Raw genomic sequence first — 12353 nt, 5'->3', positions numbered from 1 at the left:
TAAAGGTAAGATTCCACTTTAATTTTGCGATGCTTACCAGGCCGCCCTTTTCGGCGCCAGGAATTATACGGGCTATACTTACCGCACTCGCATATCGGCGGGTGTGGCGTATGGTCAGCCTGAGACAAGATTTCAAGGATTCGTAACGTGATTAGCGATATCAGAAAAGATGCCGAAGTGCGCATGGAAAAATGCGTAGAATCATTCAAAAACCAGATCAGCAAAATCCGCACGGGCCGTGCTTCCCCAAGCCTGCTCGATGGCATCGTTGTCGAATACTACGGTACACCGACTCCGTTGCGTCAGCTGGCAAGCGTGACGGTAGAAGATTCCCGTACCCTGAAAATCAACGTATTCGACCGCTCTCTGAGCCCGGCCGTTGAGAAAGCGATTATGGCGTCCGATCTCGGTCTGAACCCGAGCTCTGCGGGCACCGACATTCGCGTTCCGCTGCCTCCGCTGACTGAAGAACGTCGTAAAGATCTGACCAAGATCGTACGCGGTGAAGCAGAACAAGCGCGTGTTTCCGTGCGTAACGTCCGCCGTGATGCGAACGATAAAGTTAAAGCGCTGCTGAAAGACAAAGAGATCAGCGAAGATGACGACCGTCGTTCCCAGGACGATGTGCAGAAAATGACCGACGCGGCTATCAAGAAAGTGGACGCGGCGCTGGCAGAAAAAGAAGCGGAATTGATGCAGTTCTGATTTCTGACGTTATCTGATGAACGCCGTTCAGGAAACCTTCGGGTTTTGCTGGCGGCGTTTTGCTTTTTAGACTTTCTTCTTCGGATTTTTCATGAAGCATTTAACCGTTCTGGGCTCCACAGGCTCCATTGGCTGCAGCACGCTGGATGTGGTGCGTAATAATCGCGGCCTTTTCTCTGTTGCCGCGCTGGTGGCCGGGAAAAACGTCGAGCGTATGGTTGAGCAATGCCTGGAGTTCTCCCCGCAATACGCCGTTATGGACGATGCGCAAAGCGCCGCTGCGCTGATTGTTGCGCTGCGTCAGCACGGGAGCCAGACGGAAGTTCTGAGTGGCCAACAGGCTGCTTGCGATGTCGCTGCGCTGGATGATGTCGACCAGGTGATGGCGGCGATTGTCGGTGCCGCAGGATTGATGCCGACGCTGGCGGCTATTCGCGCCGGAAAAACCATTCTGCTTGCCAATAAAGAGTCGCTGGTCACTTGTGGACGTTTGTTTATGGACGCTGTGAAAGAGAGCGGAGCGCGTCTGCTGCCAGTCGACAGCGAGCACAACGCCATTTTTCAGAGTTTACCGGAAACAATTCAAAATCAGCTGGGTTACGCTTCCCTTGAGCAGAATGGCGTTTTGTCGATTCTGCTTACCGGATCTGGTGGCCCGTTCCGTGAAACGCCTCTGTCTGAACTGCGCGATATGACGCCGGATCAGGCCTGTCGTCATCCGAACTGGTCGATGGGACGTAAAATTTCAGTCGATTCTGCCACCATGATGAACAAAGGTCTGGAATACATAGAAGCGCGCTGGCTATTTAACGCATCTGCTCAACAGATGGAAGTCATTATCCATCCGCAGTCCGTGATTCATTCGATGGTGCGCTACCGTGACGGCAGCGTGCTGGCCCAGCTTGGTGAGCCGGATATGCGCACGCCAATTGCCCATACTATGGCCTGGCCGGGTCGCGTTGAGTCTGGCGTTAATCCATTGGATTTCAAAGCATTAAGCGAGCTGTCGTTTGCAGAACCTGATTATCAGCGTTACCCGTGCCTGAAGCTGGCAATGGACGCATTTGATCAGGGACAGGCGGCAACTACCGCGCTGAACGCCGCCAATGAAGTGAGCGTTGAGGCATTTCTGACGTCGAAAATTCACTTCACGGACATTGCTGCCGTGAACCTCGAAGTCCTGTCCATTCTGAATTTGCAAGAGCCAGAATGTGTGGATGAGGTGATGGAAGTCGACGCGCGTGCAAGAAGTGTCGCAAACCAGCAGGTGATGCGCTTCGCAAGCTGATGATTATCCGTGCAACGGGCACGCAGGCATTTGTTAGCGCTGGGCTTCAGTGTTATAGTCTGCGCCATCCGATAACGCTGTAACGACAAAGTGTTATTGAGGGAGCCGTGGATTTACACGGCTTTTTTGCGCTAAGCGTCTGTATTCCGGTACCGCTAATTCCTTTTCATGGACTAATAACGCGTTATGTTGTCTGCTAACCAACCAATCAGCGAGAACCTGCCATCCCACGGCTGCCATCATGTGGCCATCATTATGGACGGCAACGGTCGCTGGGCGAAGAGACAAGGCAAGATCCGTGCCTTCGGCCATAAAGCCGGAGCGAAATCGGTGCGGCGTGCCGTCTCTTTTGCGGCAAATAACGGTATTGAGGCGTTAACGCTTTACGCCTTTAGCAGTGAGAACTGGAATCGCCCAGAGCAGGAAGTCAGCGCATTGATGGAACTGTTCGTTTGGGCACTGGACAGTGAAGTAAAAAGCCTACACAGACACAATGTACGCTTGCGCATTATCGGTGATACCCGCCGCTTTAACGCCCGTTTACAGGAGCGTATTCGTAAAGCAGAAGCGCTGACCGAGAACAACACCGGTCTGACGCTGAATATTGCTGCGAATTATGGTGGCCGCTGGGACATTATTCAGGGGGTACAGCATCTTGCTGCACAAATCCAGGAAGGGCTGTTGCGGCCTGAGGATATCACCGAAGATTTGCTGGCTCAGCAAATCTGCATGCATGAACTGGCTCCCGTAGATTTAGTAATTAGGACAGGGGGAGAGCATCGCATTAGTAACTTTTTGTTGTGGCAAATTGCCTATGCCGAACTTTACTTTACAGATGTTCTCTGGCCCGATTTCGATGAACAAGACTTTGAAGGGGCGTTGCATGCCTTTGCCAATCGAGAGCGTCGTTTCGGCGGCACAGAGGCTGGTGACGACAAAGCCTGATGGGGGTAGCTCTTGCTGAAGTATCGCCTGATCTCTGCTTTCGTTTTAATACCCGTTGTTATTGCGGCGTTGTTTCTTTTGCCGCCAATAGGTTTCGCTATTGTCACCCTGGTGGTGTGCATGCTGGCGGCCTGGGAATGGGGTCAATTAAGCGGTTTTAAATCTCGTTCACAGCGAGTATGGCTGGCGGTGCTTTGCGGATTAATTCTCTCCGCGATGCTCTTTTGGCTTCCGGAATACCATCACAACGTCCATCAACCGCTGGTTGAAGGCTCCCTTTGGGCCTCGTTGGGCTGGTGGATAGTCGCACTGCTGTTGGTGTTGTTTTATCCGGGTTCTGCTGCGCTGTGGCGTAATTCCAAAACGCTGCGTCTGGTGTTTGGTCTGTTGACCATTATCCCTTTCTTCTGGGGAATGCTGACGCTGCGTGCCTGGCATTATGATGATAACCATTACAGCGGTGCGATTTGGCTGCTCTACATCATGATTCTGGTGTGGGGTGCTGATTCCGGTGCCTACATGTTCGGTAAGCTGTTCGGTAAACATAAACTGGCGCCAAAAGTTTCTCCGGGCAAGACCTGGCAAGGTTTTCTTGGCGGGCTGTTCACTGCGGCGGTTATCTCCTGGGTTTATGGTCTGTGTGTGAATCTGGACGTTGCGCCAACGACGCTGTTAACGTGTTCTCTGGTTGCCGCGCTGGCATCCGTGCTGGGCGATTTAACAGAAAGTATGTTTAAACGAGAAGCCGGCATCAAAGACAGTGGGAGTTTGATCCCTGGGCACGGTGGCATTCTTGACCGAATTGACAGCCTGACGGCTGCGGTTCCGGTGTTTGCTTGCCTGCTACTTTTAGTCTTCAGGACGATTTAACGGAAGGGTTTATGCTGAGCATTCTCTGGAATCTGGCGGCATTCATTGTTGCACTGGGTGTATTAATCACCGTGCATGAATTTGGTCATTTCTGGGTTGCTCGTCGTTGCGGCGTCCGTGTGGAGCGCTTTTCCATTGGTTTTGGTAAAGCGCTCTGGCGTCGTGTTGACCGTCAGGGAACCGAATATGTCATCGCCCTTATCCCTCTGGGCGGTTACGTCAAAATGCTGGATGAGCGCGTCGAACCGGTAGCGCCGGAGATGCGTCACCACGCCTTCAACAATAAGACCGTTGGCCAGCGTGCGGCTATTATTGCGGCCGGTCCGATCGCCAATTTCATCTTTGCCATTTTCGCCTGGTGGCTGGTGTTTATCATCGGTGTCCCTGGTGTGCGCCCGGTTATTGGTGAAATAACGCCCAATTCGATTGCTGCAGAAGCACAAATTGCACCAGGCACGGAACTTAAAGCCGTGGATGGTATCGAAACGCCTGATTGGGATGCAGTCCGTCTGGCGCTGGTGACAAAAATTGGCGATGAGCAAACGACGCTCACCGTTGCACCTTTTGGAACACAGCAGCGTCAGGATAAAATTCTTAATCTGCGCCACTGGGCATTTGAGCCCGATAAGGAAGATCCCGTCACGTCACTGGGGATTCGACCACGTGGTGCACAGGTCGAGACGGTGCTGGCTGAAGTGCAAATTGACTCTGCCGCGCGCAAAGCAGGTTTGCAAGCAGGCGACAGGATCGTTAAAGTCGATGGTCAGCCACTCACACAGTGGATGACATTTGTCACTCTGGTGCGAGACAATCCCGGCAAGCCGCTGCGCCTGGAGATAGACAGACAAGGGAGTTCCTTGTCTTTAACGCTGATACCAGATACAAAGCCCGGTAAAGGGAAAGCTGAAGGGTTTGCGGGGGTGGTTCCAAAAATCATCCCGTTACCCGAAGAGTACAAGACAGTGCGCCAGTACGGGCCGTTCGCAGCCATCATTCAGGCCACGGATAAAACCGGGCAGTTGATGAAGTTGACGGTTCAGATGCTGGGGAAATTGATAACCGGTGACGTAAAACTGAACAACCTCAGTGGGCCAATTTCGATTGCTCAGGGGGCTGGGATGTCAGCGGAGTTTGGGTTGATTTACTATCTGATGTTTCTTGCGCTCATCAGTGTGAATCTGGGCATTATCAACCTGTTCCCGCTACCCGTTTTAGACGGGGGTCATCTGCTCTTCCTGGCGATTGAAAAGCTGAAGGGCGGACCGGTATCCGAGCGAGTTCAAGACTTTAGTTATCGCATTGGCTCAATATTGCTGGTGCTGTTAATGGGGCTTGCACTTTTCAATGATTTCTCTCGGTTGTAGAGAGAGTGTTAGGAAGAACGCATAATAACGATGGCGATGAAAAAGTTGCTCATAGCGTCGCTGCTGTTCGGCAGCGCGACCGTATACGGTGCTGACGGATTCGTAGTGAAGGATATTCATTTCGAAGGCCTGCAGCGAGTCGCTGTTGGTGCGGCCCTCCTCAGCATGCCAGTTCGTCCTGGCGATACGGTTACTGATGAAGACATCAGTAACACCATCCGTGCGCTGTTTGCCACTGGCAACTTCGAGGATGTTCGTGTTCTGCGTGATGGTGATACGTTGTTGGTGCAGGTCAAAGAGCGCCCAACGATTGCCAGTATCACTTTTTCCGGTAATAAATCGGTGAAAGATGACATGCTCAAACAGAACCTCGAAGCCTCTGGCGTTCGCGTTGGCGAATCTCTCGACCGTACCACTCTCGGTGATATCGAGAAGGGACTGGAAGACTTCTATTACAGTGTCGGTAAGTACAGCGCGAGCGTTAAAGCCGTTGTGACTCCGCTGCCGCGTAACCGTGTTGACCTAAAACTGGTCTTCCAGGAAGGCGTATCGGCCAAAATTCAACAGATCAACATCGTCGGTAACCATGCGTTCAGCACCGATGAGCTGATCTCTAACTTCCAGCTGCGTGACGAAGTGCCGTGGTGGAACGTCGTCGGCGATCGTAAATACCAGAAACAGAAACTCGCGGGCGACCTTGAAACCTTGCGTAGCTACTATCTGGATCGCGGTTACGCACGTTTCAATATCGATTCCACTCAGGTCAGCCTGACGCCGGATAAAAAAGGTATCTACATCACCGTCAACATTACCGAAGGCGATCAGTACAAGCTGTCGGGCGTTGAGGTCAGTGGCAACCTGGCAGGCCACTCTGCGGAGATTGAAAGCCTGACCAAAGTAGAGCCAGGTGAGCTCTACAACGGTGCCAAAGTGACCAAAATGGAAGATAACATCAAGAAACTTTTGGGTCGCTATGGCTACGCCTATCCACGCGTACAGTCTCAGCCTGAAATCAATGATGCTGACAAGACCGTCAAGCTGCACGTGAGCGTCGATGCGGGTAACCGTTACTACGTGCGTAAGATTCGTTTTGAAGGTAACGATACCTCCAAAGATGCGGTCCTGCGTCGTGAAATGCGTCAGATGGAAGGTTCATGGCTTGGCAGTGATCTCGTGGATTCCGGTAAAGAACGTCTGAACCGTTTGGGATACTTCGAAACCGTTGATGTGGATACGCAGCGCGTACCAGGCAGTCCGGATCAGGTTGATGTTGTCTACAAGGTGAAAGAACGTAACACCGGTAGCTTCAACTTTGGTGTGGGTTACGGCACGGAAAGCGGCATTAGCTTCCAGGTGGGCGTTCAGCAGGATAACTGGCTGGGTACAGGCTACTCTGTCGGCATCAACGGTACCAAGAACGACTATCAGACTTACTCTGAGTTCTCCGTGACCAATCCGTACTTTACGGTTGATGGCGTGAGTCTCGGCGGTCGTATCTTCTACAATGACTTTAAAGCCGATGATGCGGACCTTTCTTCGTACACCAACAAGAGCTACGGCCTTGATGGAACGTTGGGCTTCCCGATTAATGAATACAACACGCTGCGTGCGGGTCTGGGTTACGTGCATAACGACCTGTCCAATATGCAGCCACAGGTGGCAATGAACCGCTACCTGGATTCGATCGGCCAGGGTACGAGCACTAATAACACCGATTCAAGTTTCTCTGCGAATGATTTCACCTTCAACTACGGTTGGACGTATAACCACCTTGACCGCGGGTTCTTCCCGACGGAAGGTTCACGCGTTAACCTGAATGGTAAAGTCACAATCCCAGGCTCCGATAACGAATTCTACAAAGTGACGCTCGATACCGCGTCCTACTTCCCGATCGATAACGATCACAAGTGGGTGCTGTTGGGTCGTACACGTTGGGGCTACGGTGATGGTTTGGGCGGCAAAGAACTGCCGTTCTATGAAAACTTCTATGCCGGTGGTTCAAGTTCCGTCCGTGGTTTCCAGTCGAACAACATCGGTCCTAAAGCGGTTTACTACGGCCCGAATCAGGATAACTGTGGTAACAAAACCTTGTGTAAATCTGACGACGCCGTCGGTGGTAACGCAATGGCCGTGGCCAGTGCTGAGCTGATTGTTCCAACGCCGTTTATCAGTGATAAATATGCCAACTCAGTCCGTACGTCATTCTTCTGGGATGCCGGTACCGTCTGGGATACAAATTGGGAAAACACCGCGCAGATGCAAGCCGCAGGGGTGCCTGATTACGGCGACGCGGGCAATATCCGTATGTCTGCAGGTATCGCATTACAATGGATGTCGCCATTGGGGCCGTTGGTCTTCTCCTACGCCCAACCGTTCAAAAAGTACGATGGAGACAAAGCAGAACAGTTCCAGTTTAACATTGGTAAAACCTGGTAATTGTTTTGTGCAAAGGAATGCAAGTAGCAGTAGTAGCGATGACATCTGACGATCACTCGCGTGGTTGCATGACTTCGCAAAAAACGGTGCCTTCGGGCATTCATGGGATGGTAAGGAGTTTTATTGTGAAAAAGTGGTTATTAGCTGCAGGTCTGGGTTTAGCAATGGCAGCGTCTGCGCAAGCAGCAGATACTATTGCAATTGTTAACATGGGTAATTTGTTCCAGCAGGTTGCACAGAAAACAGGTGTTTCTGCGACTCTGGAAAACGAGTTCAAAGGTCGTGCAAGCGAACTGCAGCGTCAAGAATCCGATCTGCAGAGCAAAATGCAGCGTCTGCAACGTGACGGCTCAACCATGAAAGCGAGCGATCGCAGCAAGATGGAAAAAGACATCATGTCTCAGCGCCAGGCGTTCTCTCAGAAAGCTCAGGCTTTTGAGCAGGATCGTACCCGTCGTTCTAACGAAGAACGTGGCAAACTGGTTACGCGTATCCAGGCTGCAGTGAAGAGCGTAGCGGCTGACCAGAAAATCGATCTGGTTGTTGACGCAAACACCGTTGCTTACAACAGCAGTGACGTTAAAGACATCACCGCTGATGTGCTGAAACAGGTTAAATAAGTAATGCCTTCAATTCGACTGGCTGATTTAGCTCAGCAGTTGGATGCAGAATTACACGGTGATGGCGATATCGTCATCACCGCTGTTGCGTCCATGCAATCCGCTAAAGCAGGTCATATCACGTTCATGGTAAATCCTAAGTACCGTGAGCACCTGGCCTTGTGCCAGGCCTCTGCTGTTGTGATGACGGCGGACGACTTACCTTTTGCCAAAAGCGCGGCGCTGGTAGTGAAGAATCCCTACCTGACTTACGCCCGTATGGCCCAAATTCTCGATTCTACGCCGCAGCCGGCGCAGGATATCGCCCCGAGCGCAGTGGTTGATGCGACGGCGAAACTCGGTCAAAACGTCTCTATCGGGGCAAATGCGGTTATCGAATCCGGAGTTGTTCTCGGCGATAACGTCCGCATTGGTGCGGGTTGTTTCATTGGTAAAGACACGACTGTCGGTGCCGGAACGCGCCTGTGGGCGAACGTCTCCGTTTACCATGAAATTGCGATCGGTGAAAACTGCCTGATCCAATCCAGCACCGTTATCGGCTCAGATGGCTTCGGCTACGCCAATGATCGTGGCAACTGGGTGAAGATCCCCCAGCTAGGCCGCGTCATTATTGGCGATCGCGTGGAGATCGGTGCATGCACCACTATCGATCGCGGTGCGCTTGACGATACCGTTATCGGCAACGGCGTTATCATTGATAACCAGTGTCAGATTGCGCACAACGTGGTCATCGGTGACAATACCGCCGTTGCAGGCGGCGTTATCATGGCAGGCAGCCTGAAAATTGGCCGTTACTGCATGATCGGCGGTGCGAGCGTTATCAATGGCCACATGGAAATCTGCGACAAAGTCACAGTGACCGGAATGGGCATGGTTATGCGCCCGATCACTGAGCCTGGTGTATACTCCTCAGGCATACCGCTGCAGCCGAACAAGGCCTGGCGTAAAACCGCCGCGCTGGTGATGAATATTGATGACATGAGCAAGCGCCTCAAAGCTCTTGAGCGTAAAACCAGTCAACAAGACTAACGACTCACCCTAAGCGCCAACCTTCCCGGCCTGTCTGATTTCTTATAATCCGGCAGGCCGTGTTATTATTGCATTTCAGTATATTTAGACAGGAAGAGTATTTTGACTACTGACACTCATACTCTGCACATTGAAGAGATTCTGGAGCTTCTGCCACACCGTTACCCGTTTTTACTGGTCGATCGTGTGCTGGACTTTGAAGAAGGTCGTTTTCTGCGCGCAGTTAAAAATGTCACCGTGAATGAGCCGTTTTTCCAGGGGCATTTTCCGGGCAAACCGATTTTTCCAGGCGTGCTGATTCTGGAAGCCATGGCGCAAGCTACTGGTATTCTGGCATTCAAGAGCGTGGGTAAACTCGAACCAGGTGAACTTTATTACTTCGCAGGTATTGATGAAGCGCGCTTTAAGCGTCCAGTCGTGCCTGGAGATCAGATGATCATGGAAGTCACCTTTGAGAAGACTCGCCGTGGCCTCACCCGCTTTAAAGGCGTGGCGATGGTTGACGGTAAAGTTGTTTGCGAAGCGACGATGATGTGTGCTCGTAGCCGGGAGGCCTGATACGTGATTGATAAAACTGCCTTTATCCATCCTACTGCCATTGTGGAAGAGGGTGCCGTTATCGGTGCCAACGCGCACATTGGTCCGTTTTGTATTGTAGGTTCAGACGTCAGCATTGGCGAAGGAACCGTACTGAAGTCTCATGTTGTGGTTAACGGTCATACGACTATTGGCCGTGACAATGAAATCTATCAGTTTGCTTCTATCGGGGAAGTTAACCAGGATCTTAAATACGCTGGCGAACCGACCCGTGTGGAGATTGGCGATCGCAACCGCATCCGCGAAAGCGTCACCATTCATCGTGGCACAGTACAGGGCGGCGGATTGACGAAGGTAGGCAGCGACAACCTGCTGATGATCAACGCCCACGTGGCGCATGATTGTACAGTCGGCGATCGCTGTATCCTTGCCAACAACGCAACGCTGGCAGGTCACGTATCTCTGGACGACTTTGTGATTGTTGGTGGTATGACGGCTGTCCATCAGTTCTGCACCATTGGTGCACATGTGATGGTTGGTGGCTGCTCCGGCGTAGCTCAGGACGTCCCTCCGTACGTTATCGCACAGGGCAACCACGCCACGCCTTACGGTGTAAACATCGAAGGGCTGAAGCGCCGTGGTTTCAGCAGAGAAGCGATCATTGCGATTCGCAATGCGTATAAAGTGCTGTACCGCAGCGGTAAAACGTTGGAAGAAGCCAAACCAGAAATTGCTGAACTTGCAGAGCAACACCCTGAAGTGAAAGCTTTCTCTGACTTCTTCGAACGCTCTACGCGTGGTTTGATTCGTTAATGTCTGAACGCCCATTAACGATTGCCCTGGTCGCCGGAGAAACCTCCGGCGATATTCTTGGTGCCGGTCTGATTCGCGCATTGAAAGCGCGGGTGCCGAATGCCCGATTCGTCGGTGTCGCAGGGCCATTGATGCAGGCTGAAGGCTGTGAAGCCTGGTACGAAATGGAAGAGCTGGCGGTAATGGGGATTGTCGAAGTCCTCGGTCGTCTGCGTCGTCTGCTGCACATTCGTGCCGATCTCACCCGTCGTTTTACTGAACTCAAGCCGGACGTTTTCGTCGGCATTGATGCGCCTGACTTCAACATCACCCTTGAAGGGAATCTGAAGAAACACGGCATCAAAACTATTCATTACGTCAGCCCGTCCGTCTGGGCCTGGCGGCAAAAACGTGTTTTCAAAATTGGCAGAGCCACCGATCTGGTGCTCGCATTTCTGCCTTTCGAAAAAGCGTTTTATGACCGATTCAATGTTCCCTGCCGGTTTATCGGCCACACCATGGCAGATGCCATGCCGTTGGAACCTGATAAAAACGCTGCCAGAGATACACTGGGCATTGCCCACGATGTCCATTGTCTGGCACTGCTGCCAGGCAGTCGCGGCGCCGAAGTGGAAATGCTCAGTGCCGATTTCCTGAAAACCGCACAGCTACTGCGCAACCACTATCCCGATCTGGAAGTAGTTGTGCCGCTGGTGAATGCCAAACGCCGCGAGCAGTTTGAGCGTATCAAAGCGGAAGTGGCGCCCGACCTGAGCGTTCACATGCTCAACGGTATGGGGCGAGAAGCGATGATTGCCAGCGATGCTGCTCTGTTGGCCTCAGGTACAGCGGCGCTCGAATGCATGCTGGCGAAATGCCCAATGGTTGTCGGTTATCGCATGAAGCCGTTTACCTTCTGGCTGGCGAAGCGACTGGTGAAAACCGACTACGTGTCGCTGCCTAACTTGCTGGCAGGCCGGGAACTGGTGAAGGAACTCTTGCAGGATGAGTGTCAGCCTGAGCTGCTCGCAAAAGCGCTACAGCCGCTACTGGCAGATGGCAAAACTCGCCATGCAATGCATGACACCTTCCGTGAACTGCACCAGCAGATTCGCTGCAATGCCGACGAGCAGGCAGCCAACGCGGTGCTGGAGCTGGCACAATGACAGACATCTTTATCTATCCGCACACTCATCTGGTAGCGGGTGTCGACGAAGTGGGTCGCGGTCCGTTAGTGGGCGCGGTGGTTACCGCTGCGGTAATCCTCGATCCGGCGCGGCCGATTATCGGTCTGAATGATTCCAAAAAATTGAGTGAAAAACGCCGCCTGGCGCTGTTCGATGAAATCAAGGAGAAGGCGTTAAGCTGGAGCCTCGGTCGTGCGGAGCCGCACGAAATCGACGAACTCAACATTCTGCATGCCACGATGCTGGCGATGCAGCGTGCCGTAGCAGGTCTGCACATTTCACCTGAATACGTGCTGATTGACGGCAATCGCTGTCCGACTCTGCCGATGCCGTCAATGGCGGTCATCAAAGGCGACAGCCGGGTCGCGGAAATCAGTGCAGCGTCTATTCTGGCGAAAGTGTCGCGCGATGCGGAAATGTCCGCGCTGGACATTACCTTCCCCGAATATGGCTTCGCGCAGCACAAGGGATACCCTACGGCTTTCCATCTGGAAAAGCTGGCTCTACATGGCGCCACCGAACACCACCGGCGCAGTTTCGGGCCTGTTAAACGCGCTCTGGGCATTGCCTGAATAAGTAA

The 12353-nt window shown here is 52.5% G+C and carries 12 protein-coding genes; all 12 read left to right on the top strand.

Annotated features, from left to right (window positions below; translation table 11 throughout):
- The first annotated feature begins 147 nt into the window (after nucleotides 1-147).
- Nucleotides 148-705, top strand: coding sequence for a ribosome recycling factor (gene frr, locus MUU47_RS06035; protein WP_110510841.1), 558 nt, complete (start codon nucleotides 148-150; stop codon nucleotides 703-705).
- A 91-nt stretch (nucleotides 706-796) separates the two neighbouring features.
- Nucleotides 797-1993, top strand: a complete 1197-nt coding sequence (gene ispC, locus MUU47_RS06030) for a 1-deoxy-D-xylulose-5-phosphate reductoisomerase (RefSeq protein ID WP_258987294.1) — start codon at nucleotides 797-799, stop codon at nucleotides 1991-1993.
- Nucleotides 1994-2179: 186 nt separating this feature from the next.
- A complete protein-coding gene (gene ispU, locus MUU47_RS06025; RefSeq protein WP_258987293.1) occupies nucleotides 2180-2938 on the top strand; it encodes a (2E,6E)-farnesyl-diphosphate-specific ditrans,polycis-undecaprenyl-diphosphate synthase in 759 nt (252 codons plus the stop codon).
- Between the two features lie 12 nt (nucleotides 2939-2950).
- Nucleotides 2951-3808, top strand: a complete 858-nt coding sequence (cdsA, locus tag MUU47_RS06020; RefSeq protein WP_258987292.1) for a phosphatidate cytidylyltransferase — start codon at nucleotides 2951-2953, stop codon at nucleotides 3806-3808.
- Between the two features lie 11 nt (nucleotides 3809-3819).
- Nucleotides 3820-5172, top strand: coding sequence for a sigma E protease regulator RseP (rseP, locus tag MUU47_RS06015; RefSeq protein WP_258987291.1), 1353 nt, complete (start codon nucleotides 3820-3822; stop codon nucleotides 5170-5172).
- 30 nt (nucleotides 5173-5202) lie between these two features.
- On the top strand, nucleotides 5203-7608 hold the full coding sequence (gene bamA, locus MUU47_RS06010; RefSeq protein WP_258987290.1) for an outer membrane protein assembly factor BamA: 2406 nt from the start codon (nucleotides 5203-5205) through the stop codon (nucleotides 7606-7608).
- A gap of 125 nt (nucleotides 7609-7733) precedes the next feature.
- A complete protein-coding gene (gene skp / locus MUU47_RS06005) occupies nucleotides 7734-8228 on the top strand; it encodes a molecular chaperone Skp (RefSeq protein WP_258987289.1) in 495 nt (164 codons plus the stop codon).
- Nucleotides 8229-8231: 3 nt separating this feature from the next.
- Entirely contained in the window at nucleotides 8232-9257 is a 1026-nt protein-coding gene (lpxD, locus tag MUU47_RS06000; RefSeq protein ID WP_258987288.1) for a UDP-3-O-(3-hydroxymyristoyl)glucosamine N-acyltransferase, read from the top strand.
- A gap of 102 nt (nucleotides 9258-9359) precedes the next feature.
- Nucleotides 9360-9815: a 3-hydroxyacyl-ACP dehydratase FabZ gene (gene fabZ, locus MUU47_RS05995; RefSeq protein ID WP_110510849.1), complete on the top strand. Its 456-nt coding sequence runs from the start codon at nucleotides 9360-9362 to the stop codon at nucleotides 9813-9815.
- 3 nt (nucleotides 9816-9818) lie between these two features.
- Nucleotides 9819-10607 (top strand): acyl-ACP--UDP-N-acetylglucosamine O-acyltransferase, encoded by a 789-nt coding sequence (lpxA, locus tag MUU47_RS05990; protein ID WP_110510850.1) that lies wholly within the window; start codon nucleotides 9819-9821, stop codon nucleotides 10605-10607.
- Nucleotides 10607-11752 carry a lipid-A-disaccharide synthase gene (gene lpxB, locus MUU47_RS05985; RefSeq protein ID WP_258987287.1) on the top strand — a complete coding sequence of 382 codons (1146 nt, stop codon included), beginning with the start codon at nucleotides 10607-10609 and terminating at the stop codon, nucleotides 11750-11752. The genes lpxA and lpxB overlap by 1 nt, the downstream gene beginning before the upstream one ends.
- Nucleotides 11749-12345 carry a ribonuclease HII gene (gene rnhB / locus MUU47_RS05980; RefSeq protein WP_258987286.1) on the top strand — a complete coding sequence of 199 codons (597 nt, stop codon included), beginning with the start codon at nucleotides 11749-11751 and terminating at the stop codon, nucleotides 12343-12345. The genes lpxB and rnhB overlap by 4 nt, the downstream gene beginning before the upstream one ends.
- The last annotated feature ends 8 nt before the right edge of the window (nucleotides 12346-12353 follow it).

Origin of the sequence: Scandinavium hiltneri, assembly GCF_024764835.1 — a bacterium.
In the GTDB taxonomy this organism is placed as follows: Bacteria; Pseudomonadota; Gammaproteobacteria; order Enterobacterales; family Enterobacteriaceae; genus Scandinavium; species Scandinavium hiltneri.
Note: the sequence above shows the minus strand (reverse complement) of the source record. Positions and strands in the feature narration are given on the sequence as shown.

Excerpts from the sequence above, each read along its gene's own strand:
- rnhB (WP_258987286.1), top strand. The coding sequence starts at position 11,749 with ATGACAGACATCTTTATCTATCCGCACACTCATCTGGTAGCGGGTGTC.
- rseP (WP_258987291.1), top strand. The coding sequence starts at position 3,820 with ATGCTGAGCATTCTCTGGAATCTGGCGGCATTCATTGTTGCACTGGGT.
- lpxB (WP_258987287.1), top strand. The coding sequence starts at position 10,607 with ATGTCTGAACGCCCATTAACGATTGCCCTGGTCGCCGGAGAAACCTCC.
- ispC (WP_258987294.1), top strand. The coding sequence starts at position 797 with ATGAAGCATTTAACCGTTCTGGGCTCCACAGGCTCCATTGGCTGCAGC.
- bamA (WP_258987290.1), top strand. The coding sequence starts at position 5,203 with ATGGCGATGAAAAAGTTGCTCATAGCGTCGCTGCTGTTCGGCAGCGCG.
- ispU (WP_258987293.1), top strand. The coding sequence starts at position 2,180 with ATGTTGTCTGCTAACCAACCAATCAGCGAGAACCTGCCATCCCACGGC.
- lpxD (WP_258987288.1), top strand. The coding sequence starts at position 8,232 with ATGCCTTCAATTCGACTGGCTGATTTAGCTCAGCAGTTGGATGCAGAA.